This is a genomic window from Streptomyces sp. NPDC004435 (assembly GCF_042873895.1).
GTDB lineage: Bacteria > Actinomycetota > Actinomycetes > Streptomycetales > Streptomycetaceae > Streptomyces.
Map to the genome: position 1 here is coordinate 216,688 of NZ_JBIAMB010000015.1, position 26,520 is coordinate 243,207.

The window sequence follows — 26,520 nt, forward strand, 5'->3', positions numbered from 1 at the left end:
GCTTACATCGGCGAAAGGTCCCTTTCGGATACACAGGGGTCATGCGCGTACTGGTGGTGGAGGACGAGGCGTTCCTCGCGGAGATGATCGCGGAAGGGCTGCGCCGGGACGCGCTCGCCGTGGACGTGGCGGCCGACGGGCTCGAAGCCCTGCGGAAGCTCCAGCTCGGGGAGTACGACGTCCTCGTCCTCGACCGGGACCTGCCGGGGATCCGCGGTGACGAGGTGTGCCGCCGGGTGGTCGAGCAGCGGCTGATGACGCGGATCCTGATGCTGACGGCGGCGGGCACCGTACGGGACCGGGTCGAGGGCCTCGGGCTCGGCGCCGACGACTATCTGGCCAAGCCCTTCGCGTACGACGAACTGCTCGCCCGCGTCCTGGCCCTCGGCCGCCGCGCCCGGCCCCCGCTGCCGCCGGTCCTCGAACGGGCCGGGATCGTCCTGGACACCGCCCGCCGCCAGGCCGACCGCGACGGCCGGCACCTCCACCTCTCGCCCAAGGAGTTCGGCGTCCTGGAGGAGCTGCTGCGGGCCGAGGGCGCGGTGGTGAGCGGCGAGGACCTGATCGAGCGGGTCTGGGAGGAGCACACCAGCTACCGCACGAACGCGGTGCGGGTGACGCTCAGCAAGCTCCGCGCCAAGCTCGGCGAGCCACCGGTGGTGGAGACGGTGCCGGGCGCGGGCTACCGGATCGGGTCATGAGGGGGCGGCGGGACGGGCGTGGGGAGCGGGGCGCCGGTGACGGTGACGCGCCCGGGGAGCCGGGCGGCGGTGACGTGAGCGGTGAGCGCGGTGCCGGTGGCGGTGGCGCGTCCGGGGAGCGCGACGTGCGGGGCGGTGTGCGGGGCGGTGGGGGCGGGGCGGGTCTCGGGGTGCGCGGGCGGCTCGCCTCACGGTGGGCGCGGGCGGTGGCTTCCGGTGCGCCGGGCGCCCGCCTGCTGCCGTTCCGCGGCGAGCGGGCGCGGCTGACGGCGCTGTACGCCGCTCTGCTCGTGCTCGCCGGGTCGCTGCTCACGGGCGTCGTGTACGTGCTCGTGCGGGAGGGCATGTACTCGTCGATCAGCATGGCCGTGACCACCGCCGTCCCGGCGCGGCGCCTCACCGGGCCGACGGCCCCGTGGGAGACGGCCGTCCCCACCGGCCCGTCGAGCGTCGCGCCCGCGAGCCCCCTGCCCAGTCCGGGGACGGGCGTCTACCGGGGCGAGGCGCTGGCGATCACGCGCACGGTGAGCGACGCGGCGGAGTCCGCCGCGCTCGAACGGCTGCTCACCGTCTCCGTCACCGTCCTCCTCTGCTACGCGGTCCTGTCGGTCGCGCTCGCCTGGTGGACGGCGGGCCGGGTGCTCCGGCCGATCGCCGTCATCACCGACACGGCCCGCCGCCTCTCCGGGGAGAACCTGCACGAGAGGATCGCCCTCGACGCGCCGCCCGGCGAGCTCAAGCGCCTCGCCGACACCTTCGACGGGATGCTCGGCCGGATGGAGCGGCTGGTCTCCGCCCAGCAGCGGTTCGCCGCCAACGCCGCGCACGAGCTGCGCACTCCGCTGGCCGTTCAGCGGGCGGCCGCCGAGATCGGGCTCGCGGGCGATCCGTCTCCCGAGCGGGTGGCGCGGATGCGGGCGAAGCTGATCGAGGTCTCGGACGGCAGCGAGCGGATCATCGAGGGCCTGCTGCTCCTGGCCGCCTCCGAGCAGGGCCTCAGGGAACGCGCGACCGTCGCGGTGGACGAGCTCGCGCGGCGGGCGGCGGGCGCGCTGGCGGACGAGGCGGCGGAGCGGGGCGTGACCCTCGACGTGCGGGCGCTGCCGCTGGACGTGGAGGGGGACCCGGTGCTCCTGGAGCGTCTGCTGCACAACCTGGTGGCGAACGCCGTACGGCACAACGTGCCGCACGGCCGGGTCGAGGTGCGTACCGGCCCGGGCACCGGGATCGAGGTGGCCAACACCGGCCCGGTCGTCCCGCCCGACACCGTCGACCTGCTCTTCGAGCCCTTCCGCCGGCTGAACGAGCGCGCCCACGCGCCGGGAGAGGGCGCCGGCCTCGGTCTGTCGATCGTCGACGCGATCGCCCGCGCGCACGGCGCCACCGCGACGGCGACGGCGCATCCGGAGGACGAGGGCGGGGGCCTGACGGTGCGGGTGGTGTTCTGACCGACCGCGACCGCGACCTGCGTCTTGGCCTGGTTCCGCCTCGGCGCCCGCGCGGTCGTGGCGGGGGGTGCGGTGCACAATGGCCGCGCGGGCGACCGCGGGCGGGCGGACCTTCGCCCTCCGGACCCGGAAGGGGTACGCCATGCTCATCGAGCCGTACGACGAGGGGCTGAGGAGCCAGGTGCTCGCGCTGTCGCTGCGCGCCTGGCAGCCCGTCTTCGACCGGATGCGGTCCGCGGTGCCGGAGTTCGTCTACGGCAACTTCTATCCGGACGGCTGGGAGAAGAGGCAGACGGACGACATCCTCGCCCTCCTGGACGGCGAACCCGGCACCGTGGACGTGGCCGTCGACGGCGACGAGCTCCTGGGCTGGGTCTGCACGCGTCTGCACGAGGAGGACCGGATGGGCGAGGTGTACGTCCTCGCGGTCGACCCGTCCCACCAGCGGCGGGGCGTGGCATCGGCGCTGATGGCGCACGCCGCCGGGCGGGCGGAGCGGGCGGGCATGGCGATGATGATGGTGGAGACCGGCGGCGATCCGGGCCATGCCCCTTCACGGGCCACGTACGAGGCGGCCGGCTACGAACGCTGGCCGGTGGCCCGCTACTTCAAGGACCTCTCGCCGGGGGCGTGAACCCGGCTCGTCCGCGGTACGTGACCCACCGGCCCGCCGGGGTGCGGACCGGCGCGTCGGCACCGTCGGGCCCGCCCCGGTGCCTGACGGGCTTCCCGGTGGCGGTCAGAGCCCCTCCGCACCGGTCCGGTCAGCGGTCGGTGCGGATGACGACGGCGAGGGTGCGGGGGCCGTGGACGCCCTCCACGCGTTCGAGTTCGATGTCGGAGGTGGCCGAGGGGCCGCTGATCAGGGTCGTCGGGCGCCCGGGCACCAGGCGGGCCAGGGCTTCCGGGATGCCCGGGGTGACCTGGGAGAGGTCCACGACGCAGACGTGGACGTCGGGGACGAGGGTGAGCGCGCGCCGGCCCTGGCCGGAGGAGCCGTCGAGGAAGATCGTGCCGGTCTCCGCGCAGGTCACCGCCGAGGCCGTCACCACCGCGTCGAGCTCCGCCAGGGACGGGGCCGGCACGTCGGGGCGGTCCTCGACGAGGGCGCCGCTCCAGTCGGCGAGCCAGGCGGGGTCGAGGCCCGGGGGGACGCCGACCCGGGCGGCGCCGAGGCCGGTGAGCACCTCGGCGAGGGTCGCGGCGGTCTCGGCCGCCGTGCAGGTCCGCACCCGGGCCTTGTAGTCGGCGAGGCGGTCGACGAGGAGGGCCAGGCGGTTCGCGTCGGGCAGCTCGCGTCCTCGGCGGTAGTCGCGGGGGACGGTGCCGGCGGGGCGGGGGGCGAGCGCGAGCGCGTCGCGTACCCGGCCGAGGACGGTCTCGCGGGCGTTCATCGCTCCTCCTCCGGGGTGGCGTCGGTGGCCGCGCGGTGTTCGGCGGCGGCTGCCGCGAGGGCGCTCCGGCCCTCCTCGGAGGCGTACCAGGCGCGGAAGGTCCGGCGGGGCGGGGCGGGGACGTCGCGGCTGTCGGTCCAGCCGGAGAGCGGGGGCGGCAGGTGGGAGATCTTTCCGTCCCGGCCGGCCGCGATCCGTCCGAGGGCGGCGGCGCGCTGGGCCGTCGTGTAGAGCTTCGGGCGGCCCATGACGGCGGCGGCGGCCTTCATGGCGAGCCGTTCCGCGCCGCGGCCGGTGCGTTCGGTGGTCTGGTGGCGGAGCTCCACGAGCAGCGAGGGGATGTCGATCTTGACCGGGCAGGCGTCGTAGCAGGCGCCGCAGAGGGTCGAGGCGTACGGGAGCGAGGCGTTGGGGTCGTCCTTCGCGGCGTGGGTGCCGGCGAGCTGGGGGGTGAGGACGGCGCCGATGGGCCCGGGGTAGGTGGAGCCGTACGCGTGACCGCCGACCCGCTCGTAGACCGGGCAGACGTTCAGACAGGCCGAGCAGCGGATGCAGTGGAGGGCCTCGCGGCCGATCGGGTCGGCGAGGGCGGCGGTGCGGCCGTTGTCGAGGAGGACGAGGTGGAAGTCCTGCGGTCCGTCGCCCGGGGTGACGCCGGTCCACAGGGTGGTGTACGGGTTCATCCGCTCGCCCGTCGACGAGCGGGGCAGGAGCTGGAGGAAGACCTCCAGGTCGGAGTGGCGGGGCAGGACCTTCTCGATGCCCATGACGGTGATGAGCGTCCTGGGGAGGGTCAGGCACATGCGGCCGTTGCCCTCGGACTCGACCACCGACAGGGTGCCGGTCTCGGCGATCCCGAAGTTGGCGCCGGAGACGGCGACGGGGACCGTCATGAACTTCTCGCGCAGGTACGCCCGCGCGGCGGCGGCCAGTTCGGCGGGGACGGAGCCGAGGCCGGGGTCGACGCCGGGGATCCCTTCGAGGAAGATCCGGCGGATCTCCTCGCGGTTGCGGTGGATGGCGGGGACGAGGATGTGGGAGGGCTTGTCGTCGGCGAGTTGCACGATGAGTTCGGCGAGGTCGGTCTCGTGGGCGGTGATGCCCTGGCTCTCCAGGTGCTCGTTGAGCCCGATCTCCTGGGTGGCCATGGACTTGACCTTGATCACCTCGCGGCTGCCGGTGGCCGCGACGAGCTCGGTCACCAGGGCGTTGGCCTCCGCGGCGTCCCGGGCCCAGTGCACGGTGCCGCCGGCCTCGGTGACCTTCGCCTCCAGCTGCTCCAGGAGTTCCGGCAGCCGGCTCATCGCCTCGTTCTTGACGGCGGCGCCCGCGCTGCGCAGCTCCTCCCAGTCGGGGAGTTCGGCGGTGACGGCGAGCCGCTTGGCGCGGATGGTGCGGGTGGCCCGGTGGAGGTTGGCGCGCAGCTGGTCGTCGCCGAGCTCGTGCGCGGCGGCCTCGGGGAACGTCCGCTCGCCCCGTAGGTTCCCCTGCCCGTACGGGGAGCGGGGCGGGGGCGCGGGCATGCCGAGGAAGGTGCTGCTCATGGGGTGGTCTCCAGCGGTGCGTACGGAGCGGTACGGGTGGCGGCGAGGATCTCGGCGAGGTGGAGGGTGCGCGTGCCGGAGCGGATCCGGGACAGCCCGCCGCCGATGTGCAGGAGGCAGGAGGAGTCGCCGGCGGTGCAGACGGCCGCGTCCGTCGACGCGATGTGGTCGAGCTTGTCGCGCAGCATGGCGGTGGACGTGGCGGCGTTCTTGACGGCGAAGGTGCCGCCGAAGCCGCAGCAGGCGTCCGCCTCGGGGAGTTCGGCGAGGTCGATGCCCTCCACCGCGCGCAGCAGCCGCAGCGGCTTGTCCCCCACCCTGAGCATCCGCAGGGAGTGGCAGGTCGGGTGGTAGGTGACGCGGTGCGGGAACCAGGCGCCGACGTCGGTGACGCCGAGGACGTCGACCAGGAACTCGGAGAGTTCGTACGTCTTGGCCTTCACGACCGCGACACCGGCGCGCAGCGCGGCGTCGCCGTACCGTTCGGCCACGAGTGCGTGCTGGTGCCGGACGGATCCCGCGCAGGAGCCGGAGGGCATGACGACGGCGTCGATCGAGGGGTCGCCGAACCGGTCCGCGAAGTTCCTCACGAGGGGGACGGGCTCGCGCTGGTAGCCGGTGTTGACGTGCATCTGCCCGCAGCAGGTCTGGTCGGGCGGGAAGACGAGCTCGTGGCCCAGGCGGGTGATCAGGAGGGCGGTCGCCCGGACCGCGTCGGGGAACAGGGTGTCCCCGAGACAGGTGGCGAAGAGGCCGATGCGCATGACTTCCTCCGGGCCGGGGGGCTTTGCGGTCCGACCCTACGCGGGTCGACCGGTCGCGGTCCGGCCGCATGGACACCGGCCCTGCCGGGCCGCACCCGCGCTCACCTCCGTTCCCGCCCCGACACTGCCCGACACTTGCGCGATTCATGCAGATTGATTGATTGAAGATATCCATGAAGGCGTCATTCCGAGCATCTATTGACATGAGGCGTGGTCGGCGCCAGAGTCGTGCCCCATACCAGCCGCCTTCGCACCGAGGAGCGTCATGCCCAAGTTCCCTTCCCTCTCGCGTCGTTCACTGATGGGAGGTGCGGTCGCCACCGGAGCAGCCATGGCCGGGCTCGGGGCGGCGGCGCCGGTGGCGGCCGCGGCACCGTCGAGCGGCACGCCCCGCCGCCGGCCCGGGCAGAAGACCATGATCAACGTCGCGTACGACACCTACCCCACCGTCCGGGTCGGCGTCATCGGCCTCGGCAACCGGGGCGCGAGCATGACGCCGGGCTGGGCCGCGGTGCCGGGCTGCGTCGTGACCGCCGTGTGCGACATCCGGGCCGACCGGGCCAAGCGGACCGCCGACCAGCTCGTCGCCAAGGGCAAGCCCCGCCCGGCCGAACTCGGAGGCTCTGCCGCCTCCTTCGAGCAGCTCCTGAAGCGCGACGACGTGGACCTCGTCTACATCGCCACGCCCTGGGAGTTCCACTACGAGCAGGGCAGGGCCGCGCTCCTCGCCGGCAAGCACGTCATCGTCGAACTGCCCATCGCCACCGAGCTCGACGAGCTCTGGGACCTCGTCGACACCTCCGAGCGCACCCGCAGGCACCTGATGCTCGCGGAGAACTGCAGCTACGGCCGGAACGAGCTGGCCATGCTGAAGATGGCGCACGAGGGCCTGTTCGGAGAGGTCACCAACGGCCACGGCGGCTACCTGCACGACCTGCGCGCGCTGCTGTTCTCCGACACGTACTACACCGACAGCTGGCGGCGGCTCTGGCACACCCGCAGCACCGCCTCCTTCTACGCCATGCACGGCCTCGCGCCGATCGCCGCCGCCATGGACATCAACCGCGGGGACCGGATGACCACCCTGCGCGCCACCGCCACCGAGGCGAAGGGTCTCGCCGACTACCGCGCCCGCTTCGTGGACCGTTCGCACCCCTCGTGGAACGAGACCTACGTCAACGGCGACCTCGTCACGTGTCTCATCGACACGGCCCAGGGCCGCGTCATCCGGGCCGAGCACGACGTCAGCTCGCCCCGGCCGTACAGCCGCATCAACACCCTCGCCGGCAGCCGGGGCATCTTCGAGGACTACGCGGGCGTGGTCTCGTCCAGCGGGGGACGCATCTACGTGGAGCCCGACCACGGCGGCCACTCCTGGCGGGACTTCGGTTCGTACCGCAAGGAGTTCGACCACTGGCTGTGGAAGAAGATCGGCGACGACGCCGCGAACAACGGCGGCCACGGGGGCATGGACTACGTCCTCCAGTGGCGCACCGTCCAGCAGATGCGGGCCGGGATCGTCCCCGACATCGACGTCTACGACTCCGCCGCCTGGTGCGCACCGGTACCCCTGAGTGTCATGTCCCTGGCGAAGGAGGGCCGGCCGGTGGCCGTACCGGACTTCACCCGCGGCGACTGGGTCAACCTGCGCCTGGGCCTCGACTCCCGCCCCTCCGACATGCCCCCCGTCGCCTGACGCGCCGACCCGGTCGTTCCCCCTCACCAGGAGCAGAAGACATGAGACATCCCCGCCACTGGGGCACCGCCCTCAGGACCCTGGCCGCGGCCGTGACCGCCGTCGTGGCCCTCTCCCCCGCCTCCGCCTCCGCGCGGGCGGCGTCCTCGGCGCCGGCCGGCCCGGCGGCGCCGAGGACGGAGGTCGCCCTCTCCGCCGTCGACCTCGACGGCCCCGCCATCTCGACCGTGCAGGTCACGGTCAGGAACGCCGGACCCGACCGGCTGCGGTCGCTGAAGGTGTCCTTCGCCGGGCCGGTGGGCTGGGCGGTACAGCCCTCGTCGCAGACCGTGGACGGCACGTTCGCGACCGGCGCCACGGCCCGGGCCACCTTCCGCGTCCAGGTGCCCGAGCGCCGCCCCGGCTTCACCGTCCGCACCTTCACCGCGACGGCGACCTACCGGGGCGGCGACGGCCTGGGCACCGCCACGGGCACCCGCACCGAGCTCAGCGGCACGCCGGTGGCCTCCCTCGCCGCCGCGTACAACAACGTCGCGGTCACGGACGAGGCCGACACCGCGCCGGGCGACTACGACGGGGAGGGCAACAGCTTCTCCGCGCAGAAGCTGGCCGCAGCCGGCCTCACCCGGGGCGGCACCGTCGACGCCCTCGGCGCCCGTCTGACCTGGCCGGACGTCGCTCCCGGCAGCAAGGACAACGTCGCCTCCTCCGGCCAGGCCGTGACCCTCACCGGTTCGGGCGGCAAGCTCGTCTTCCTGGGATCGGGCGTGGGCAGCGGCGCCACCGGCAGCGCCACCGTGCACTACACGGACGGCACCACCGCCTCGGGCACCTTCGGCTTCCCGAACTGGTCCTTCGACCCCGCGAACGCCCACGGGGCGACCCTGGTGGCGTCGAGCGACGGCCGCAACCGGCCGAGCGGCTACGGCAACGCCGGCATCGCGTACCGCGTCTTCGCCCACGCGATCGCCCTCGACCCCGCCAAGGAGGTCTCGTTCGTGGTCCTGCCGGCCAACGCGAACATCCACCTCTTCGCCATGGCGCTCGCGCCGTGACGCGCACGGCACCGACCACCGCCTGACGCGGACGAGGGCCCCGGGGACACCCCGGGGCCCTCGTCCGTGCGGGCGGGTTACTTGACGGATCCCGCGGTCAGTCCGGAGACGACCTTGCGCTCGATGAGGGCGAAGAGGATCACGACGGGGACGATGGCGATGACCGAGCCGGCGAACAGGTAGTTCCACTGGACGGTGTAGTTGCCGATGAAGCTGTTGATGCCGACGGTCAGCGGCTGGCTCTCGGGAACGGTCGAGAGCGTCAGGCCCATCACGAACTCGTTCCACGCGGCGATGAAGGTGAAGATCATCGCGGTCACGACTCCGGGCATCGCCAGCGGAAGGGTGACGCGCAGCAGGGCGCCGCCCCGGCCCAGGCCGTCGATCATGGCCGCCTCCTCCAGCGCCTCGGGGATGGAGGAGAAGTACGCGGTGAGGATCCAGATCGCGAAGGCCAGGTTGAAGGCCGCGTTGCAGAGGATCAGGGTCCAGACGGAGTTGAGCATGCCGAGCTGGTAGAACTCGCGGTAGAGACCGACCAGCAGGGACGTCGGCTGGAACATCTGGGTGACGAGCACCAGGAGCAGGAAGAGCCCCCGGCCGCGGAACCTGATCCGCGCGGTGTAGTACGCGGCGGGGATCGCGACCAGCAGGACGAGCAGGGTGGATCCGGCGGAGACGAGCAGCGTGACGCGCAGGTTGTCCCCGAGGTGCGACTCGCGCCAGACGTCGACGAAGTTGCCCCACGCGAAGGCGCTCGGCAGGTAGCCGGCGTCGCGGAGTTCGTCCGCCGGCCGGAGCGCGGTGACCACCATCTCCACGTACGGGAGCAGGAACACGGCGGCGAGCATCCACGCGACGGCCGCGACGAGCAGTACGCGCGGGCGCGGCAGGCGCGGGACCCGGGGGGATCGCCGGCGCGCTGTGCCGGGCTCGGGGGCGGGGTGTGCCGCGCGGTCGGCGCGGTCGAGGGTCTGCTGTGACATCAGCTCTCCTCCTGGTTCCAGCGGGTGGCCTTGAGGAAGAGGACGACCATCAGCACGACGAGGGCGAAGTTGACGACGGACATCGCCGCCGACTGGCCGATGTCGGCGTTCTTGAGCTGGTACATGAAGACCGTGGTGGTGGCGGTGTCGCTGTCCGGGCCGCCGCGGGTCATGGACCAGATGATCGGGAACGAGTTGAAGACGTTGATCAGGTTGATCACCATGCCGACGAGCAGCGCCGGGCGCAGCAGCGGGAGGGTGATCCGCAGGTACGTCTGCCAGGGGGTGGTTCCGTCGACCCTGGCGGCTTCGTAGACCTCGGCGGGGACGGTCTGGAGCCCGGCGAGCAGGGTGTACGTGGTGAAGGGCAGCGACACGAACACGGCGACGAACATCATCCACGGCCAGGCGGTCGCGGGGTCACCGAGCCAGTCCTTCGGGCCGTCGACGATCCCGAGGTCGGTCATCAGCGTGTTGAGGACGCCGGCCGTGCGGTCGAGCATCCATTTGAAGCCGATCGCGGTCATCACGACCGAGGCGGCCCAGGGCGCGATCAGGGCCCAGCGGGTGAGACGGCGGCCGGGGAACCGCTGGTTGAACAGCTGTGCCAGCGCGAGCGAGAGCACCATGGTGGCGGTGACGACGACGAGCGTCCACACGACGGTGGCGAGGACGACCGAGGGCAGCGCGGGCTCGTCGAAGAGCTGCCGGTACTTGTCGAAGCCGGCCGGGCCGCGGACGAATCCGCTGCTGCTGATCCTCAGGAACGACGTGCGGACCATCTCGAAGACGGGCCAGAGGACGACGAGCACGATGAGGAGGACGGCGGGCCCGATCCAGGGCAGTGGCCCGAGCCGGGCGAGGCCGCCCCGGCCGCGCTTGCGGCCGGGGCGGGCGGGGGGCGTTGTGGGGGACACGAGGGGTGCCTTCCGTGAGGTGCGGAGCCTGCGAGGGGGCGGGGCCTACTGGTCGGCGGCCGCCGCCTCGGCCTTCTTCTGCAGCTCGCCCAGCACCTTCGCGGGGTCGTTCACGGCGGTGCCGCCGCTCTTCTTGATCTCGGCGGACACGGCGTCCCAGGTGGTGTCGCCCAGCGGGTAGAAGACGGCCTTCGGCAGCAGGGCGAAGAAGGGCTCCAGGTCCTTGTGCCTGCCGTTGGAGGTCATCTCCTGGAGGGTGTCCTCGGTGACCGGCATGAGGTTGTACGTCTCGTCGAACTTCAGCGTGTTCTCCTTGGAGTACGCGAAGTCGAGGAACTTCCTGATCTCCTCCTTGTGCCCGTTGTCCTTGAACGCCATCATCCAGTCGGCCACGCCGAGCGTGGACGCGAGCGCTCCGTCCCTGCCGGGGATGGGTGCGACGCCGTAGTCGACCTTGCCGTCCTTCGACATCTGGATGAGCGAGGGGTGGCCGTTGAGCATGGCGGTCTTGCCGGCCGCGAAGTCGGCGAAGGCCGTCTTGCGGTCGGTGGTGGCGGGGTTGGCGTAGGTGAGGCCGGGCTCGACCAGGTTGGTCCTGAGCCAGTCGAACGCCTCTATGTTGGCCGGGCTGTTCAGGGTGTACGCGCCCTGCGCGTCGGTGAAGCCGCCGCCGCTGCCGAGCTCCCAGATGAGGGACTCGCCCTGGGCCTCCTCGGGGCCGAGCGGGAGCGCGTACGGGGTGACGCCGGGCACCTCGGCCTTGATCTTCTCCGCGGCGGCCTTCAGTTCGGCCCAGGTCCTGGGCGCCTCGGTGACGCCGGCCTTCGCGAAGACCGCCTTGTTGTAGAAGAGGGCGCGCGCGGAGGAGACGAACGGGATTCCGTACCGGGTGCCGTCGACCTCTCCGGCCTTCGCGAAGCTGTCGATGAGGTTGGCGCGGGTCTTCTCCGAGAGGACCTCGTCGGCCTTGTAGAGGAGGTCGTCGGCGACCTTGTCGGCGTAGCCGCCGGTCTGGAGGACGTCCGGCACGTTGCCGCTCTGGATCATCGTCTTGACCTGGGCGTCGATGTCGTTCCAGTTGACGACCCGGACGTCGACCTTGATGGTCGGGTTGGCCGCGGTGAAGCGTTCCGCCACGTCGTTCCAGTAGGCGGTCGAGCTGTTGGACGCCTTGTCGCCGTAGTCGGCGGCGACGAGCTTCAGGGTCACGTCCCCGCCGTCCGACGCGCCGCCGCCTCCGCCTCCGCAGGCCGTGAGGGTGAGCACACCGAGGGTGCAGGCCGCCACGAACACGCGCTTCTTCATCGTCAGTTCCGCCTTCGTGTCTTCTCGGCCGGTCACGACGACAGGCCCCGGGGTCGATTTACAGCAAGCTCGCTTGGCGCAAGGATCTGAATGTTCTTTGCGAGTTTCACGCAGTTACGAGCATGCGCTGTGGGCAAAGTAGACAACACGAAGAGTCGGACACAAGGGTCGTTACCTGAAAGATGCGAACCCCGGGAGCCCGGACATCGGCCCCTCGGGGGTCCGGCGTCGGCCTCTCGGGGGCGCAGGCATCGGCCCCTCGGGGGGGCATCCGGAGAATCCCGCGGCGGAAAAGCCGCGTGCCCGCCTCCCGTCGGTGACGGGAGGCGGGCACGTGGGCGGAGCGGGCGGGCGGCCGGCCGGGGGAAGGGCCGCTCGACGGAAGGGTCAGACGGTGACGACCTCGATCCCCGCCTCGGCGAAGCGCGCGGCCATGTCGGGGGCCAGGCCCGCGTCGGTGACGAGCACGTCGACGCGGTCGAGACCGCAGATGCGGGCGAACGCCCGCTGGCCCACCTTGGTCGAGTCCGTCGCGAGGACGACCTTCCGGGCCCGCTCGGCGAAGAGCCGGCTGATGCCGGCCTCGTCCTCGTGCCGGGTCATCACTCCGAGCTGCGGATCCACGCCGTCGACACCGAGGACCGCGATGTCGAGCACCACCTGGTTCAGCACCCCCTCGGTGAGCGGGCCCACCAGCTCGTACGTCTGCGGCCGGGCCACTCCCCCGGTGACGACGATCTTGAACTGCGGGCGCACCGCCAGCTCGCCGGCGATGTTGAGCGCGTTGGTCACCACGGTGTACTGCGGACCCGTGCGGGCCTCGTGCCGCTCCCCCGCGCCGTTGCCCGCGCGCAGTGCCAGCGCGCGGGCCACCTCCGTCGTGGTGGTGCCGCCGTTGAGCCCGACGACGTCCCCCTCCGCCAGGAGCTCGACCACCGCCGTCGCGATCCGCTGCTTCTCCGACGTGCGCCGCGAGGACTTGTAGCGCAGCGGAAGCTCGTACGAGACGCCGTGCGCCATCGCCCCGCCGCGCGTCCGGACCAGGAGCTTCTGCTCGGCCAGCTCGTCGAGGTCGCGCCGGATGGTGGCGGGCGACACGGCGACCGCGACGGCGGCCTCCTCCACGTCGAGCTTGCCGTCGGCCGCGAGCAGCTCCAGCAGCCTGCTCCATCGCTCCTGCTTGGACACGTGCCACATCCTTCTGGGTCCCGGACTCGTTCGCTCCCTCACGGGATGCGCGAAATCGATCGTAACCGCGCGGTCCGCGCACACCGGCGGGCCGCCGGTTCCCCGTCCACCGACGGCTTCCACGCGCCTCGGCCTCTGGACTCCGGGGCCACCCCCGCCGATACTTCGATCAGCCTTACTGTTCTGACAAGCTCAATATGAGCGGTAAACACGCAGAATCACGCATACGAGGGTGAGAGTGTCATGACCCGAAGTACCCGCCCCTCACCCCCGGCGCACTCCGCCGGGCCCCGCTCCCGCGCGCTGGACGACCGGGGGTGCGTCCTCGGGCTCGACGTGGGCGGCACCGGCATGAAGGGGGCCGTCTTCGACTCCGGGATGCGGCCGCTCGGCTCGGTGCGCCGGCCGACCCCCCGCGCCGAGGGGCACGGGGCCGTGGTCGACGCCGTCGCCGACGCCCTGGAGGAGCTCGGCCGGACCGCGGCGGAGCTCGGCCTCCCCCTGCGTCACACCGGGGTCGTGGTCCCCGGGATCGTCGACGACGACCTCCAGCGGGCCGTGTGGTCGGCCAACCTCGGCTGGCGCGACCTGCCCCTGGCTGCGCTCCTGCGGGAACGCACCGGGCAGTCCGTGACGCTGGGCCACGACGTACGCGCCGGGGGGGCGGCCGAGGGGGTCCTCGGGGCCGCGCGAGGCGCCCGCGACACCCTCTTCGTGGCGATCGGCACCGGCATCGCCGCCGCCGTCGTCAGCGACGGCAGGCCGGTCCGGGCCGGCGGGTACGCCGGAGAGCTCGGCCATGTCGTCGTCGAGCCCGGCGGTGAACCGTGCGCGTGCGGCGGAAGGGGGTGCCTGGAGACGGTGGCCTCCGCGTCCGCCGTCGCGGCCGCCTACACCGCCCGCACCGGACGGCGGGTGGCGGGCGCGGCCGACGTCGCGGCCCTGACGGAGCGGGGCGACCCCGTGGCCCGGGCGGTGTGGAACCGGGCGGCCGAGGCCCTGGCGTGCGCGCTGGCGACCGCCGTCTCCCTCTTCGCGCCCCGGACGGTGGTGGTCGGGGGCGGGCTCGCCGAGGCCGGGCGGCTCCTGCTCGATCCGGTGGAGGCCGCGCTCGCCGCACGCCTGACCTTCCAGCACCACCCGGTCCTGCTGCGGGCCGCGCTCGGGGACCGGGCCGGCTGCCTCGGCGCGGGCCTCCTCGCCTGGGAGGCGGCCGGGTTCACCGCTCCCGCCGCACCGGCCGGAGCGGTGGTGTCATGATCCTCACCGTCACGCTCAACGCCGCCCTGGACGTCACCTGGCACGTCGAACGCCTGACGCCCCGCTCCTCGCACCGCGTCGAGGCCGCACGCGAACGCGCGGGCGGCAAGGGGGTCAACGTGGCCCGCGTGCTCTCCTTCCTCGGACACGCCCCGATCGCCACCGGCCTCGCCGGCGGACCTACCGGCCGCCTGATCCGGGACGGGCTCCGCGCCGCCGGGATCCGCGACGAGTTCGCCGAGGTGGCCGGTGAGTCGCGGCGCACCCTCGCCGTCGTCTCCCGCGAGGACGGCGACGCCACCGTCTTCAACGGGCAGGGGCCGAGGGTCACCGCGGCCGAGTGGACCGCCTTCCGCCACCACTACGCGACGCTCCTCCCCGGCGTGCGCGTGGTCGTGCTGAGCGGCAGCGTCCCGCCGGGCCTGCCCGGCGACGCCTACGCACAGCTGATCCGCGCGGCGGCGGAGGCCGGGGCGGCCACCGTGCTCGACACCAGCGGGCCGGCGCTGACGCGCGCCCTGGCAGCGGGCCCCGATGTCGTCAAGCCCAACGCGGACGAGCTCGCCGCGGCCACGGGCCGACCGGACCTGCCCAGCGCCGCCGCGGCGGTGCGCGCCCTGGGCGCCCGCGCGGTGGTCGCGTCCGCCGGGCCCGAGGGACTGCACGCCCTCACGGCCGAAGGGGCCTGGGCGGCGGTTCCCCCCGAGCGGCTCTCGGGCAACCCCACCGGGGCGGGCGACGCCTGTGTGGCGGCGCTGGCGGCGGGTCTGGCGGCCGGCACCCCTTGGGCCGACACCCTGCGGGAGGCCGTGGCCGTGTCGGCGGCGGCGGTGCCGTGCCCGGTGGCGGGGGACGTCGACGCGGGAGTGTACGAGCGCTTCCGGCGGCAGGTGCGGGTCGAGAGCCTGTCCCCGACGGTTCGGAGCCGCCCCTGACCGAGGACCCCTCACCCTTCCCTTGCTCATTAATGCTCGAAGCGCAGCTATTTCAATCAACTCTTGACTTCACTGATGCGCGTAGCACAGCATGGGACAGCATCAGCTCCTCCGTCGAGGGCCCTTGAGAAGAAGGAACCCGCGTGACCACCTCCGAAACCTCCCGCACGTCCATCGAGATCGACTCCCAGCCGGCGGTCTGGCGGCGGACGGTCGACGCCGTCTCCGGCCACGCCGCCGCGCTGCCGCGGCGTGGCGAGCGCGTGGCCGTGGTGGGCTGCGGCACGTCCTGGTTCATGGCCCACGCCTACGCGCAGCTGCGGGAGGCGGCCGGCCACGGCGAGACCGACGCCTTCGCCGCCTCCGAGTTCCCGCACGGGCGCCGTTACGACCGGATCCTCGCCATCAGCCGGTCCGGCACGACCACCGAGGTCCTCGACCTGCTGGGCCGGGTGCGGGGAACGGTGCCCACGAGCGCGATCACCGCGGACCCGGACACCCCCGTGATGACCGCCGCCGACGCGGTGGTGGTGCTCGACTTCGCCGACGAGGAGTCGGTGGTCCAGACGCGGTTCGCCACCACGGTGCTGGTCCTGCTCCGCGCCCACCTGGAGGCGGAGGGCACCCCGCCCCCGGGGGTCGGTCCGGTCGAGCGGGCGGTACGGGACGCCCGGCGGGCCCTCGACCTCCCCCTCGGTCCGGAGCTGACCGGCGCCGGCCAGTTCACCTTCCTCGGCACCGGCTGGACCTACGGACTCGCCCAGGAGGCCGCCCTGAAGATGCGTGAGGCGGCGGGCGCGTGGACCGAGGCGTACCCCGCCATGGAGTACCGGCACGGGCCCATCAGCATCACCCGCCCCGGGCGCGTCGCCTGGCTCTTCGGCACCGCGCCGCAGGGGCTCGCCGACGACGTCGCCCGGGTCGGCGGCCACTTCGTCTCCGCCTCCGGCGACACGGACGACGCCCTCGACCCCCTCGCCGATCTGGTCATCGCCCAGCGGCTGGCCGTCCACCTCGCCCTGGCGAGCGGTCAGAACCCGGACACGCCCAGGAACCTGACGCGCTCCGTCATCCTCCAGGACTCCCCCGCGTAAGCGCGGCGCTCAACCCCCTGGCCGGCGGGTACCGGCGGCGACTGTGCCGGCACCCGCCGCGGACGACGCCGTCCACGGGACGGCGCCCCACCGCTCTGTGGAGAACCCTCATGCCCCTCGTCCCCACCGATGACATCATCGGTCCCGCGTCCGCCGGCAACCGCGGCGTCGGCGCCTTCAACGTCGTGCAGATCGAGCACGCCGAGGCCATCGTCGCCGGAGCCGAACGGGCCGGGCTCCCCGTCGTCCTGCAGATCAGCGAGAACACCGTCCGCTACCACGGCGCGCTCGCCCCGATCGCGGCCGCGTCGCTGTCCCTCGCCGGCACCGCCTCCGTGCCCGTCGCCGTGCATCTGGACCACGCCGAGTCGGCCGAACTCGTCCACGAGGCCGTCGCGCTCGGCTTCAGCTCGGTGATGTTCGACGCGTCCCGGCTCCCGTACGGGGCCAACGTGGCCGCCACCCGCATGATCACCGACCACTGCCACCGCGCCGACGTCTGGGTCGAGGCCGAACTCGGCGAGGTCGGCGGCAAGGACGGCGCCCACGCCCCCGGCGTCCGCACGGACCCCGAGGAGGCCCGCGCCTTCGCCGCCGCGACGGCCGTCGACGCGCTGGCCGTCGCCGTGGGCAGCTCGCACGCCATGCTCACCCGCGACGCGGTCCTCGACCTGGATCTCATCACCCGCCTCCGGAACACCCTCGCCATACCCCTCGTCCTGCACGGCTCCTCGGGCGTCGGCGACGAGGACCTGGTGAAGGCCGTCGCCGCCGGCATGACGAAGGTGAACATCTCCACGCACCTGAACCGGCTCTTCACCCGCACGATCCGGGAACGGCTGGCGGAGACCCCGGGCGTCGCCGACCCCCGCAGATACCTCGGGCCGGCCCGCGAGGCGGTGGCCGCCGAGGTCGCCCGGCTCCTCGGCGTACTCGCCGGACCCTGACGGAGACCCCACGAGGGCCCGGCCGCACCTGCGGCCGGGCCCCGCGTCGTACCGGCTCCCATCCGACCGGGGCGGTCGGGGAGAGAGGGGACAGCGGCCGGAACGGCAGGGCGTACGGCGGTTCCCGGGGCGCGGCGCCGGCGTCGGGGTGAGCGCGTCGCACCGGATTCTCCGGTCCCCTCACCTCCGGCGCGTAGGTTAAGTTAGGCTTACCTAAGTTGGTACTCGCCCCCACTCCCCTGGAGCACCCATGCGGCTTCGCACTGCCCGTGACACGCGGCCGACCCCTGCCGAGCGGATGCGGTCGATCATCACGGTGGCCCGCTCCATGACCGTGGTGACCGACGGCCACCGGCACGAGGTCCACACCGTCGACGGCACGCCCGCGATGGGCCGCATCCACCTCCACGAGCCCACCGGCGACCTGGAGCGGGACGGGGCTCCGCGCATCCCCCTCCGCGTCGAGCTCACCGACATCGCACCCACGCCCGTGCGCGACCGCGTGCGCGCCCGTGTGACCCTCACCGGGCTCGTCGCCTCCGCCTACGGCGCGGAGTCGAGCGCGAGCACGTGCATGTTCCTCGGGCAGGCGGTCCTGGAGGACGCCGAGGGGCGCACCTACGTCCCCCTGAGCCAGTTGACGGCGGCGGACCCGGATCCCCTCGCGGGGTGCGAGGCGGCGATGCTCCACCACCTCGTCGCCGACCACCCCGATCTGGTCACCCGGCTGCTCCGCCTCGCCTCCTCGGGGCTCAAGCGCGATCTCGTGCGCGCCCTGCCGCTCGCGATCGACCGCTACGGCATCACCCTCCGCCTCGAACGCGAGGCCGGCCAGCACGACGTGCGGCTGCCGTTCCCCACGCCGCTCGCGGACGTCGACCAGGTCGGCCCCCGCATCCGCGCGCTGCTGACGACGGCGCGCCGCGCGTCCCACTCCCGCCTGTTCGCCTGACTGCGCGTCAGCGGGGCGAACGGCCCGTCGTGGCGCACGCCTTGACGGTGATGTGATGTACGTCACGTCACACCTCAGCCGCTAGGCAGCTCACGGACACAAACTAAGGTTAGCCTTACCTCAATTCGTCGGCTCGTCACGGGCCGGCGGGCCGAGGTCCCACCGATCCGTCTTGTCCGCAGGGAGTCCCGTTGAGCACGCATGGCACCGTCGTCCCCACCGGGCCGAACGCGGCGGAGCACGTGCGCACCGTCCTGGCGCGCGCGGTCTCGCTGTCCCTCAGGACCGCCGGGCAGGAGTACGACCTGATCGGCATGCACGCCGTCGGCCCCGACGGAACGGTCATCCTCCGGCTCCAGGACGGCACTTCGCCGCTCCACCCCGCCGAGGCGCCCGTCGCCGGCCAGGCGGCCGTGCTGGAGTTCACCGACATCGCCCCGACCCCGGTCCGCAGCCGCGTCCGGGCGAGGGTGACCGTCGTCGGCCGCCTCGCCGCGGCGGACGGCGGCGATCTGCGCCTGGAGGCCACCCACGTCCGGCTGGGCACCCCGTCGGGGACGGTGGACGTCGCGCCCGGGGAGCTGGCCCGGGCGGAGGCCGACCCTCTCGCCGTCGAGGAGGCCGGTCTGCTGACGCATCTCGTGGACGCGCACGGCGACACGACGCGTCAGCTCCTCGACCTGGCCGGGCACCGGGTTCCCCCCGTCGTCGCCCGGGCGCTGCCGTACGCCCTGGACAGCCGCTCGATCACGCTGCGCTGCGAGTACCCGGGCGGCCACTGCGACCTCCGTCTGCTCTTCCCCGCGCCGGCCCGAAACGCCACGGAGGCGGGCGAGCGGATCATGCAGTTGCTCTCGGAGCCGTGTCCGTGCCACCAGCACTCCCGTACGCGCTCCCACCCCTGACCGGACCGCTCCGCCTCGTCCGCTCGCCGGCCGGCGCACCGCCCGTGCGCCTGCCACCCAGACCAGTTCAGTTCAGTTCAGTTCAGTTCAGTTCCGCAGGCTCGATCACGAGCCGGTTCGCCGGGGAGGGACCCTTCATGGGCTTGCCTGTCATCGAGTCCTATCCCATGCCGGACCGGGCCGCCCTCCCCCACTCGTGCGCCTCCTGGACCGTCGACCCCGCCCGGGCCGCGCTGCTCGTCCACGACATGCAGCACCACTTCGTCCGGGCCTTCCCCGCGGGCCGCTCGCCGGTCGTGGAACTGGTCGAGAACATCGCCGCGCTGCGGGAGCTCGCGGGCACGCTCGGCATGCCGGTCGTCTTCACGGCCGAACCCGCCGGCCAGTCACCGGGCCGGCGCGGCCTCGTGGCCGACGTGTGGGGTCCCGGCATCGGGGACGACCCCGAGGAGTCCGCCTTCGTCGCGCCGCTCGTCCCCCGCACCGGCGAGCACGTGCTGCCCAACCTGCGCCCCAACGCCTTCCTCCGCAGCCACCTCGGCCGCGTGCTCCGCGAGGAGGGCCGCGACCAGCTCGTCGTCTGCGGCGTCTACGCCCACCTCGGCGTCCTGCTGACCGCGGCGGACGCCTTCATGAACGACATCCAGCCCTTCGTCGTCGCCGACGCCGTGGCGGACTTCTCCGCCGAGGAGCACGCCATGGCCCTGCGCTGGGCCGCGCGCAGCGGCGTGGTCTGTACGACCGACGCCCTCCTGCGCGACCTGCTGCTCGGCCGTGTCCCGCGCGACGCCTGACGACACATCCCCCCTTCCAACCGCATTTCGACAACAGGAGACGGACGAACATGGCCCTACGGGTCGCGGTGGCCGGAGCCAGTGGCTACGCCGGCGGAGAGATCCTGCGTCTGCTCAGCTCGCACCCCGAGGTGGAGATCGGCACCGTCACCGCGCACAGCAGCGCGGGCCGGACACTCGGGGAAGCACACCCGCAAGCGAACAGCCTCGCCGACCGGGTGCTGAAGGACACCACGGCGGAGCACCTCTCCGGGCACGACGTGGTCTTCCTCGCCCTGCCGCACGGACAATCAAGCGCCCTGGCGGCCGAGTTGACGCCCGGCACCCTCGTCATCGACTGCGGCGCCGACTTCCGCCTGCGCGATCCGGCCGCCTGGCAGCGGTTCTACGGCTCCGCGCACGCGGGCACCTGGCCGTACGGACTCCCCGAACTCCCGGGCGCCCGCGACGAACTCAAGGGCGCCACCCGCGTCGCCGTCCCCGGCTGCTTCCCCACCGCCGTCACCCTGGCACTGCTCCCCGCCTTCACGCACCGCCTGGTGGAACCCGAGGCCGTGATCGTCGCGGCCAGCGGCACCTCGGGCGCCGGGCGGGCGCTCCGCCCCCATCTGCTCGGCGCCGAGGTGATGGGGTCGATGACGCCGTACGGGGTCGGCGGCGGCCACCGGCACACCCCCGAACTCACCCAGAACCTCTCGCTGGTGGCCGGCGAGCACGTGACCGTGTCCTTCACGCCCACGCTCGCCCCCATGCCGCGCGGCATCCTCGCCACCTGCTCGGCCCGGCTCCGGCCCGGCGCCGCCCACCCGAGCGAGGAGGAGGTGCGCGCCGTCTACGAGGCGGTCTACGCCGACGAGCCGTTCGTCCGCGTGCTCCCGCCCGGACGCTGGCCCTCCACCGCCTCGGTCCTCGGCTCCAACACCGCCCAGCTCCAGGTGGCCGTGGACCCGGAGGCGCGCCGCCTGATCTGTGTGAGCGCGATCGACAACCTGACCAAGGGCACGGCCGGCGGCGCGGTGCAGTGCATGAACGTCGCCCTCGGCCTGCCGGAGCACCTGGGCCTGCCCACGGACGGAGTGGCCCCGTGAACGGACACCTCCCCCCGTCCGAGAGGCGGGGGACGACGACGAGGCCAAGGACCCCGCACCACGCGGGCACAGAAGCGAACGGAGAGGCACTGTGACCGTCACCGCTGCCCAGGGGTTCCTCGCGAGCGGCGTGGCCGCCGGGATCAAGGAGTCCGCCGCCCCCGATCTCGCCCTGGTGGTGAACCGGGGACCGTCCCGCGCCGCCGCCGGAGTGTTCACCTCCAACCGCGTACAGGCGGCGCCGGTCCGCTGGTCCCGGCGCGTCCTCGCCGACCGGCGGGTCTCCGCCGTCGTCCTCAACTCCGGTGGGGCCAACGCCTGCACCGGCGAGGCGGGCGCGCTCGACACCAGGACCATGGCGGAGCGTACGGCGGACGCGGTGGGCGTGGGCCCGGACGAGGTCGCCGTCTGCTCCACCGGCCTGATCGGCGTCCGGCTGCCCATGGACCGCGTCGAGGCCGGCATAGCCACCGCGGCGGACGCGCTGTCGCCGCTCGGCGGCGGGGCGGCCGCCCGGGCCATCATGACGACGGACTCGGTGCACAAGACCGCCGCCGTCGCGCGGTCCGGATGGACGGTCGGCGGCATGGCGAAGGGCGCGGGCATGCTCGCACCCGGACTCGCCACCATGCTCGTCGTCCTCACCACGGACGCCGACGCGGACGACGCGCTGCTCGACTCCGCGCTGCGCTCCGCCGTACGCACCACCTTCGACCGGGTGGACTCGGACGGCTGCATGTCCACCAACGACACCGTCCTGCTGCTCGCCTCGGGCGCCTCGGGCGAGGTCCCGGACCCGGGTGAGTTCGCCGAGGCCGTGCACGCCGTCTGCGCCGACCTGGCGCGGCAGCTCGTCGCGGACGCCGAAGGGGCGTCGAAGGAGATCGAGATCGAGGTGGTCGGCGCCGCCACCGAGGACGACGCCGTCACCGTCGGCCGCTCTATCGCCCGGAACAACCTCCTCAAGTGCGCGCTGCACGGGGAGGACCCCAACTGGGGCCGGGTGCTCTCGGCGATCGGCACGACGGACGCCGTCTTCGACCCCGACCGGCTGGACGTGGCGATCAACGGCGTCTGGGTGTGCCGGGACGGCGCGGCGGGCGAGCCCCGCGAGAAGGCGGTCCTCTCCGGACGCCGGATCACCGTCACGGTCGACCTGCGCGCCGGTGAAGCGTCGGCGGTCGTCTGGACCAACGACCTCACGGCCGAGTACGTCCACGAGAACAGCGCCTACAGCTCGTGAGCGGGAGGGGGACACAGATGGGTACGACAGTCGCCCGCCCGGTCGCGCAGGCCGCGCCTCCGACCGCGGCGCCGTCCTGGCGCGAGGAGCTCAGGGGCCGCACGGTCGTCGTCAAGTTCGGCGGCAACGCCATGGTGGACGGATCGCTCCTGGAGGCGTTCGCCCGCGATGTCGTGGAGCTGTGGCGGGCCGGTCTGCGGCCGGTCGTGGTGCACGGGGGCGGCCCCCAGATCAGCGCCATGCTCGACCGGCTCGGCCTGGAGTCCCGCTTCGAGGCGGGGCTGCGGGTGACGACGCCGGAGACCATGGACGTCGTCCGGATGGTCCTGACGGGCCGCATCCAGCGCGAGCTCGTCGGCGTGATCAACGCCCACGGCCCGCTCGCCGTGGGCATGTCGGGCGAGGACGCGCACACGCTCACCGCCGTGCGGCGCCGGGCCGAGGTCGACGGACGCCTCGTGGACATCGGTCTGGTGGGCGAGGTCGTGTCCGTGGCCCCGGACACCGTGAGGGCCTTACTGCATCAGGGCCGCATCCCGGTCGTCTCCCCGGTCGCGCGCGGCGACGACCGCCAGATCTACAACGTCAACGCCGATCTCGCGGCCTCGGCGCTCGCGATCGCCCTGGGCGCCGACCGGCTCGTGGTGCTCACCGACGTCCAGGGGCTGTACGCGGACTGGCCGCACAGCACCGAGGTCATCGGGCGGCTGACCGCCGCCGAGCTGGCCGGGCTGCTGCCGGGCCTCGCGAGCGGCATGCTCCCGAAGATGGAGGGCTGCCTGCGGGCCGTACGGGCGGGCGTGGGCAGGGCGCAGGTCATCGACGGCCGGGTGCCGCACGCGCTCCTCCACGGCATCACGTCCGAGAACGCCCCCGGCACGACGGTCGTGCCGGACGAGACGACAGGGCCGGCCGGGCCCCGCTCCGAGGAGGACCGCGCATGACCCCCGACACCACGACGCCGCCGCTCGCCGACCGGTGGCGCGCGGCCCTGATGGACACCTACGGCACTCCCCCGCTGGCCCTCGTCAGGGGCGAGGGCAGCACGGTGTGGGACGAGTCCGGGCGCGCGTACACCGACTTCACCGGCGGGATCGCCGTCAACGCCCTCGGGCACGCCCATCCGGCGTTCGTCGCGGCCGTCCACGACCAGGCCGCCCGGCTCGGGCACGTGTCGAACCTGTTCGTCTCCGAGCCGCCCGTCGCGCTCGCGGAGCGGCTCCTGGAGCTGCTGGGCGGCGGGCCGGACCGCGGGGGGAGGGTGTTCTTCGCGAACTCGGGGACCGAGGCGGTCGAGGCCGCCTTCAAGATCGCCCGCAGGACGGGGCGTCCCCATCTGGTCGCGGCCGAGGGCGGATTCCACGGGCGCACCATGGGGGCGCTCGCGCTCACCGGCCAGCCGGCCAAGCGCGCCCCCTTCCTGCCGCTGCCGGGCGAGGTGACCCACGTCCCCTTCGGTGACGTGGCGGCGCTCCGCGCGGCCGTCACGGAGCGGACGGCGGCCCTGGTGCTCGAACCGGTCCAGGGCGAGGGCGGGGTCCTCCCGGCGCCCGAGGGCTATCTGCGGGCCGCCCGCGAGATCACCCGTGCCACGGGCAGTCTCCTCGTCCTCGACGAGGTGCAGACCGGCATCGGACGGACCGGCCGCTGGTTCGCGCATCAGGCGGACCCCGCGGTGGACCCGGACGTGGTCGTGCTGGCCAAGGGCCTCGGCGGCGGGCTGCCGATCGGCGTCGCGGTCGCCTTCGGCCCGGCCGCCGGCCTGCTGACCCCCGGTCAGCACGGCTCCACCTTCGGCGGCAATCCCCTGGCCTGCGCGGCCGGGCTCGCCGTCCTGGACACCATCGAGAAGGAAGGGCTCCTCCCCCGGGTCGCCCGGGTCGGGGCCCGGCTGCGGCACGGCATCGAGGCACTGGGGCATCCCCTGGTCCGTGAGGTGCGGGGGGCGGGGCTGCTCCTGGGCGTCGTCCTCGCGGAGCCGGTCGCCGAGCGGTGCCGGCGAGCGGCGCAGGCCGCCGGGTTCCTGGTGAACGCGGCGGGCCCCGCCGTCGTCCGGCTGGCCCCCGCCCTGACCCTGGAGGAGGAGCAGGCCGACGCCCTGCTCTCGGCCCTGCCCCGGATCCTCGACGCCTCGGCGGACGGCGACATCTGACACCGGTCGCGCGGGGCGGGCCGTGTCCCACGGCCGACCCCGCGCGGACGACCACGCGGCCCCTCACCGGACGGAAGAGATCGTCCGGTGAGGGGCCGTCGGCATGGGGCCGGGGGTCCCCGCGGGTGCTACCCGCAGGGGCCGCCCGGGTAGTCGTCGGTCTCCGGGGCGCCCGCCGTCCGCATGCGGCGCAGGACTTCCGGGAGGAGCCGGTCGTCGACGTCGACCGGGAGGTTGGCGTGGCGGTCGAAGACCATGGTCTCGTCCGCGCCGGTGTGCCAGATGACCCAGCGCGGCGGAGCGGTGGGGGTCTCCCACAGAGCGGCGAAGCGCTCCGGAACGTTTCCGCGGTCGCTCACGGCTTGGCCTCCCCCGTCGTCTCGCGTCCGTCGACGAAGGTCGACACGACCTCGATCCCACCGATCCGGGAGGGGTCGACGCGCCGCGGATCGTCACCCAGCACCACGAGGTCGGCGCGCCTCCCCGGGGCGAGGACGCCCGCGGTGTCGTCCCAGCGACAGGCGTACGCGCCGGCGACGGTGTAGGCGTGCAGCGCCTCGTCCACGGTGATGGCCTCGTCCGGCCCGATCGGCCGGCCGGAGACGGAGGCGCGCTCGACCATGAACTGGATCGCGCGCAGCGGGGAGCCGTCCGTGACGGGCCGGTCGGAGCTGCCGACGAGGGTCACCCCGTGGTCGAGGAAGCCGCGACCCCGGTACATCCAGGGCGCCCGGCGCTCCCCCATGATCGTGGCGTAGTCGTCGCCGAAGTAGCGCAGGAAGTTGGGCTGGACCACGGCGCTGACGCCGAGCCGGGCGAAGCGCGGGAGCTGGTCGGGACGGATCAGCCCGGCGTGCTCGATGCGGTGACGGGCGTCGGGGCGGGGACGTGCCTTCTGCGCCTGTTCCAGGGCGTCGAGGGCGAGGTCGGCCGCGCGGTCGCCGATGGCGTGCACGGCGAGCTGCCAGCCGCCGAGGTGGCCGTCGACGATGAGGTCGGTGAGCCGCTCGGGGTCGTCCTGGAGCTGACCGGTGTGCTCCATCCCCTCGTACGGCTCGGTGAGGGCGGCGGTCCGGGCCATCATGCCGCCGTCGGTGTAGATCTTGAGCGCGCCGACGGAGAGCCAGTCGTCGCCGAAGCCGGTGCGCAGCCCGAGGTCGAGCGCCCGCGGTATGCCGTCGTGCGCGTGGGCGCGGGACGGCTTGAGGGTGTCGCCGCCGGGCATGAGCTGGACCCGCAGGGGCAGCCGGCCCTCGTCGCGCAGGAGCTGGTACGCGCCGAGCTCGACGGCGCTGTGCCCGAGCAGCCCGCCGCCGATGCCGGCCTCGGCGCAGGCCGTGATGCCCTCCGCGAGGCAGGCGCGGCCCGCGTGCTCGATGGCGTCGGCGAGCTCGGCCTGGGAGTACGGCAGCCGCAGCTTCCGTACGGCACCCATGGCGCCCTCCACCAGGAGGCCGTCCTCGTGGGGGACGTCGCCCGGGAGCAGGTCGAGCACCGCGGTGTTGACGACGCAGGCGTGGCCGGAGTCGTGCATGAGGAAGATCCGGCGGCCGTGGCCGACCCGGTCCAGTTCGCCGGCGGTCAGGTGCCGGCCGAGGGCCCGCTGGTCGTATCCGCCGATGCTGACCCAGGCGCCGGGCGGGCCCCCGCGCGAGACCGCGTCCTCCACGGCCCGCAGGACGTCCTCGACGCGGGTGAGCCCGGCGATGCTGGGGGTGCGCGCCTTCAGGCCCGCCCACGAGAGGTGTACGTGGCTGTCGATGAACCCCGGCAGCACGGTGGCTCCTTGGAGGTCGATGACCTCCCGCGCGGGCAGCGAGGTCACGGCCTCGTCCACACCGACGACGCGGCCGCTCCAGATGCCCAGGTCGTGGGCGACCGGATGGTCCGGGTCCATGGTGATGATGTTCGCGTTCGTCAGCCTCGTACAGAGCATCATGGGCTGTCCGTCCTAACGGGGTTCGGCCATCACGGCTTCGGACGACCGGCCGCGCCCCTCACCGTCCTCGGGCGCGAACCTTTTGGGTGCGGCGGGGATCATGAGGGGGGTGCCGGTTTCGGGGTCGTCGATGATGCGGCAGGCGAGGCCGAAGACGTCTTCGACGAGTGCGGCGGTCATGACGTCGGCGGGGGCGCCTTCGGCGGCGATGGT

The 26,520-nt window shown here is 73.5% G+C and carries 25 protein-coding genes and 1 pseudogene; 16 read left to right on the forward strand and 10 right to left on the reverse strand.

Annotated features, from left to right (window positions below):
• The first annotated feature begins 41 nt into the window (after window positions 1-41).
• The 3 genes from ACFYT9_RS26415 to ACFYT9_RS26425 all read left to right on the forward strand — a co-directional run bounded on the left by ACFYT9_RS26415 (window position 42) and on the right by ACFYT9_RS26425 (window position 2,783).
• Window positions 42-701 carry a response regulator transcription factor gene (locus tag ACFYT9_RS26415; protein ID WP_376601564.1) on the forward strand — a complete coding sequence of 220 codons (660 nt, stop codon included), beginning with the start codon at window positions 42-44 and terminating at the stop codon, window positions 699-701.
• Between the two features lie 206 nt (window positions 702-907).
• Window positions 908-2,149 carry an ATP-binding protein gene (locus ACFYT9_RS26420; RefSeq protein ID WP_389167863.1) on the forward strand — a complete coding sequence of 414 codons (1,242 nt, stop codon included), beginning with the start codon at window positions 908-910 and terminating at the stop codon, window positions 2,147-2,149.
• A 142-nt stretch (window positions 2,150-2,291) separates the two neighbouring features.
• Window positions 2,292-2,783 (forward strand): GNAT family N-acetyltransferase, encoded by a 492-nt coding sequence (locus tag ACFYT9_RS26425; protein ID WP_376601560.1) that lies wholly within the window; start codon window positions 2,292-2,294, stop codon window positions 2,781-2,783.
• A 130-nt stretch (window positions 2,784-2,913) separates the two neighbouring features.
• On the opposite strand, the gene ACFYT9_RS26430 is transcribed toward ACFYT9_RS26425, so the two are convergent.
• Genes ACFYT9_RS26430 through ACFYT9_RS26440 form a run of 3 tightly spaced genes read right to left on the reverse strand, consistent with a single transcriptional unit; the run spans window position 2,914 to window position 5,851 of the window.
• Window positions 2,914-3,543: a lactate utilization protein C gene (locus tag ACFYT9_RS26430; RefSeq protein WP_389167866.1), complete on the reverse strand. Its 630-nt coding sequence runs from the start codon at window positions 3,541-3,543 to the stop codon at window positions 2,914-2,916.
• Window positions 3,540-5,087, reverse strand: a complete 1,548-nt coding sequence (locus ACFYT9_RS26435) for a LutB/LldF family L-lactate oxidation iron-sulfur protein (RefSeq protein ID WP_387274060.1) — start codon at window positions 5,085-5,087, stop codon at window positions 3,540-3,542. Before ACFYT9_RS26435 ends, ACFYT9_RS26430 begins: the two co-directional genes overlap by 4 nt.
• Window positions 5,084-5,851, reverse strand: a complete 768-nt coding sequence (locus ACFYT9_RS26440; protein WP_389167869.1) for a (Fe-S)-binding protein — start codon at window positions 5,849-5,851, stop codon at window positions 5,084-5,086. The genes ACFYT9_RS26435 and ACFYT9_RS26440 overlap by 4 nt, the downstream gene beginning before the upstream one ends.
• A gap of 265 nt (window positions 5,852-6,116) precedes the next feature.
• Between ACFYT9_RS26440 and ACFYT9_RS26445 the strand changes: the two genes are divergently transcribed.
• Complete coding sequence (locus tag ACFYT9_RS26445) at window positions 6,117-7,547, forward strand: Gfo/Idh/MocA family protein (RefSeq protein ID WP_389167872.1); 1,431 nt, start codon at window positions 6,117-6,119, stop codon at window positions 7,545-7,547.
• A 41-nt stretch (window positions 7,548-7,588) separates the two neighbouring features.
• Window positions 7,589-8,602 carry an NEW3 domain-containing protein gene (locus ACFYT9_RS26450; RefSeq protein WP_389167875.1) on the forward strand — a complete coding sequence of 338 codons (1,014 nt, stop codon included), beginning with the start codon at window positions 7,589-7,591 and terminating at the stop codon, window positions 8,600-8,602.
• Window positions 8,603-8,679: 77 nt separating this feature from the next.
• Here the strand turns inward: ACFYT9_RS26450 and ACFYT9_RS26455 are convergent, their stop codons facing one another.
• The 4 genes from ACFYT9_RS26455 to ACFYT9_RS26470 form a co-directional block, all read right to left on the reverse strand.
• On the reverse strand, window positions 8,680-9,588 hold the full coding sequence (locus tag ACFYT9_RS26455; RefSeq protein WP_389167877.1) for a carbohydrate ABC transporter permease: 909 nt from the start codon (window positions 9,586-9,588) through the stop codon (window positions 8,680-8,682).
• Window positions 9,588-10,505, reverse strand: a complete 918-nt coding sequence (locus tag ACFYT9_RS26460; protein ID WP_389167880.1) for a carbohydrate ABC transporter permease — start codon at window positions 10,503-10,505, stop codon at window positions 9,588-9,590. Before ACFYT9_RS26460 ends, ACFYT9_RS26455 begins: the two co-directional genes overlap by 1 nt.
• Before the next feature lie 45 nt (window positions 10,506-10,550).
• Window positions 10,551-11,810 (reverse strand): extracellular solute-binding protein, encoded by a 1,260-nt coding sequence (locus ACFYT9_RS26465; RefSeq protein ID WP_389167883.1) that lies wholly within the window; start codon window positions 11,808-11,810, stop codon window positions 10,551-10,553.
• Window positions 11,811-12,197: 387 nt separating this feature from the next.
• Window positions 12,198-12,998, reverse strand: a complete 801-nt coding sequence (locus tag ACFYT9_RS26470) for a DeoR/GlpR family DNA-binding transcription regulator (protein ID WP_389167886.1) — start codon at window positions 12,996-12,998, stop codon at window positions 12,198-12,200.
• Window positions 12,999-13,241: 243 nt separating this feature from the next.
• Between ACFYT9_RS26470 and ACFYT9_RS26475 the strand changes: the two genes are divergently transcribed.
• From ACFYT9_RS26475 to ACFYT9_RS26525, 11 genes are all read left to right on the forward strand, one after another.
• Window positions 13,242-14,258 (forward strand): ROK family protein, encoded by a 1,017-nt coding sequence (locus ACFYT9_RS26475; RefSeq protein WP_389167888.1) that lies wholly within the window; start codon window positions 13,242-13,244, stop codon window positions 14,256-14,258.
• Window positions 14,255-15,193 carry a 1-phosphofructokinase family hexose kinase gene (locus tag ACFYT9_RS26480; RefSeq protein ID WP_389167891.1) on the forward strand — a complete coding sequence of 313 codons (939 nt, stop codon included), beginning with the start codon at window positions 14,255-14,257 and terminating at the stop codon, window positions 15,191-15,193. The genes ACFYT9_RS26475 and ACFYT9_RS26480 overlap by 4 nt, the downstream gene beginning before the upstream one ends.
• Before the next feature lie 143 nt (window positions 15,194-15,336).
• Window positions 15,337-16,287: an SIS domain-containing protein gene (locus tag ACFYT9_RS26485; RefSeq protein ID WP_389167894.1), complete on the forward strand. Its 951-nt coding sequence runs from the start codon at window positions 15,337-15,339 to the stop codon at window positions 16,285-16,287.
• 110 nt (window positions 16,288-16,397) lie between these two features.
• The gene (locus tag ACFYT9_RS26490; protein WP_389167896.1) at window positions 16,398-17,234 is read left to right on the forward strand and encodes a ketose-bisphosphate aldolase; all 837 of its coding nucleotides are present in this window, start codon (window positions 16,398-16,400) and stop codon (window positions 17,232-17,234) included.
• A gap of 250 nt (window positions 17,235-17,484) precedes the next feature.
• Window positions 17,485-18,186, forward strand: coding sequence for a DUF2470 domain-containing protein (locus tag ACFYT9_RS26495; RefSeq protein ID WP_389167900.1), 702 nt, complete (start codon window positions 17,485-17,487; stop codon window positions 18,184-18,186).
• A 191-nt stretch (window positions 18,187-18,377) separates the two neighbouring features.
• Complete coding sequence (locus ACFYT9_RS26500) at window positions 18,378-19,091, forward strand: DUF2470 domain-containing protein (RefSeq protein ID WP_376603214.1); 714 nt, start codon at window positions 18,378-18,380, stop codon at window positions 19,089-19,091.
• Window positions 19,092-19,228: 137 nt separating this feature from the next.
• A complete protein-coding gene (locus ACFYT9_RS26505; protein ID WP_376603213.1) occupies window positions 19,229-19,885 on the forward strand; it encodes an isochorismatase family protein in 657 nt (218 codons plus the stop codon).
• 50 nt (window positions 19,886-19,935) lie between these two features.
• Window positions 19,936-20,973 carry an N-acetyl-gamma-glutamyl-phosphate reductase gene (gene argC / locus ACFYT9_RS26510; RefSeq protein ID WP_387278797.1) on the forward strand — a complete coding sequence of 346 codons (1,038 nt, stop codon included), beginning with the start codon at window positions 19,936-19,938 and terminating at the stop codon, window positions 20,971-20,973.
• Window positions 20,974-21,064: 91 nt separating this feature from the next.
• A complete protein-coding gene (gene argJ / locus ACFYT9_RS26515; RefSeq protein ID WP_389167903.1) occupies window positions 21,065-22,216 on the forward strand; it encodes a bifunctional glutamate N-acetyltransferase/amino-acid acetyltransferase ArgJ in 1,152 nt (383 codons plus the stop codon).
• 17 nt (window positions 22,217-22,233) lie between these two features.
• Entirely contained in the window at window positions 22,234-23,160 is a 927-nt protein-coding gene (gene argB, locus ACFYT9_RS26520; RefSeq protein ID WP_389167905.1) for an acetylglutamate kinase, read from the forward strand.
• Window positions 23,157-24,368, forward strand: coding sequence for an acetylornithine transaminase (locus ACFYT9_RS26525; RefSeq protein ID WP_389167906.1), 1,212 nt, complete (start codon window positions 23,157-23,159; stop codon window positions 24,366-24,368). Before argB ends, ACFYT9_RS26525 begins: the two co-directional genes overlap by 4 nt.
• A gap of 128 nt (window positions 24,369-24,496) precedes the next feature.
• Here ACFYT9_RS26525 and ACFYT9_RS26530 read toward each other — a convergent pair whose 3' ends face one another.
• From ACFYT9_RS26530 to ACFYT9_RS26540, 3 genes and pseudogenes are all read right to left on the reverse strand, one after another.
• Window positions 24,497-24,727 (reverse strand): hypothetical protein, encoded by a 231-nt coding sequence (locus ACFYT9_RS26530; RefSeq protein ID WP_376605946.1) that lies wholly within the window; start codon window positions 24,725-24,727, stop codon window positions 24,497-24,499.
• Window positions 24,724-26,304 carry an amidohydrolase gene (locus ACFYT9_RS26535; protein ID WP_389167934.1) on the reverse strand — a complete coding sequence of 527 codons (1,581 nt, stop codon included), beginning with the start codon at window positions 26,302-26,304 and terminating at the stop codon, window positions 24,724-24,726. Before ACFYT9_RS26535 ends, ACFYT9_RS26530 begins: the two co-directional genes overlap by 4 nt.
• A gap of 15 nt (window positions 26,305-26,319) precedes the next feature.
• Window positions 26,320-26,520: pseudogene (locus ACFYT9_RS26540) on the reverse strand (ABC transporter ATP-binding protein); the annotation flags it as partial.

Bases quoted from the DNA above. Each gene is read 5' to 3' on its own strand.
- ACFYT9_RS26490 (WP_389167896.1), top strand. From the start codon at position 16,398: ATGCCCCTCGTCCCCACCGATGACATCATCGGTCCCGCGTCCGCCGGC.
- ACFYT9_RS26440 (WP_389167869.1), bottom strand. From the start codon at position 5,851: ATGCGCATCGGCCTCTTCGCCACCTGTCTCGGGGACACCCTGTTCCCC.
- argB (WP_389167905.1), top strand. From the start codon at position 22,234: ATGGGTACGACAGTCGCCCGCCCGGTCGCGCAGGCCGCGCCTCCGACC.
- ACFYT9_RS26475 (WP_389167888.1), top strand. From the start codon at position 13,242: ATGACCCGAAGTACCCGCCCCTCACCCCCGGCGCACTCCGCCGGGCCC.
- ACFYT9_RS26525 (WP_389167906.1), top strand. From the start codon at position 23,157: ATGACCCCCGACACCACGACGCCGCCGCTCGCCGACCGGTGGCGCGCG.
- ACFYT9_RS26495 (WP_389167900.1), top strand. From the start codon at position 17,485: ATGCGGCTTCGCACTGCCCGTGACACGCGGCCGACCCCTGCCGAGCGG.
- argC (WP_387278797.1), top strand. From the start codon at position 19,936: ATGGCCCTACGGGTCGCGGTGGCCGGAGCCAGTGGCTACGCCGGCGGA.
- ACFYT9_RS26505 (WP_376603213.1), top strand. From the start codon at position 19,229: ATGGGCTTGCCTGTCATCGAGTCCTATCCCATGCCGGACCGGGCCGCC.
- ACFYT9_RS26430 (WP_389167866.1), bottom strand. From the start codon at position 3,543: ATGAACGCCCGCGAGACCGTCCTCGGCCGGGTACGCGACGCGCTCGCG.
- ACFYT9_RS26435 (WP_387274060.1), bottom strand. From the start codon at position 5,087: ATGAGCAGCACCTTCCTCGGCATGCCCGCGCCCCCGCCCCGCTCCCCG.
- ACFYT9_RS26445 (WP_389167872.1), top strand. From the start codon at position 6,117: ATGCCCAAGTTCCCTTCCCTCTCGCGTCGTTCACTGATGGGAGGTGCG.
- ACFYT9_RS26415 (WP_376601564.1), top strand. From the start codon at position 42: ATGCGCGTACTGGTGGTGGAGGACGAGGCGTTCCTCGCGGAGATGATC.
- ACFYT9_RS26450 (WP_389167875.1), top strand. From the start codon at position 7,589: ATGAGACATCCCCGCCACTGGGGCACCGCCCTCAGGACCCTGGCCGCG.
- ACFYT9_RS26480 (WP_389167891.1), top strand. From the start codon at position 14,255: ATGATCCTCACCGTCACGCTCAACGCCGCCCTGGACGTCACCTGGCAC.
- ACFYT9_RS26455 (WP_389167877.1), bottom strand. From the start codon at position 9,588: ATGTCACAGCAGACCCTCGACCGCGCCGACCGCGCGGCACACCCCGCC.
- ACFYT9_RS26425 (WP_376601560.1), top strand. From the start codon at position 2,292: ATGCTCATCGAGCCGTACGACGAGGGGCTGAGGAGCCAGGTGCTCGCG.
- ACFYT9_RS26465 (WP_389167883.1), bottom strand. From the start codon at position 11,810: ATGAAGAAGCGCGTGTTCGTGGCGGCCTGCACCCTCGGTGTGCTCACC.
- ACFYT9_RS26535 (WP_389167934.1), bottom strand. From the start codon at position 26,304: ATGCTCTGTACGAGGCTGACGAACGCGAACATCATCACCATGGACCCG.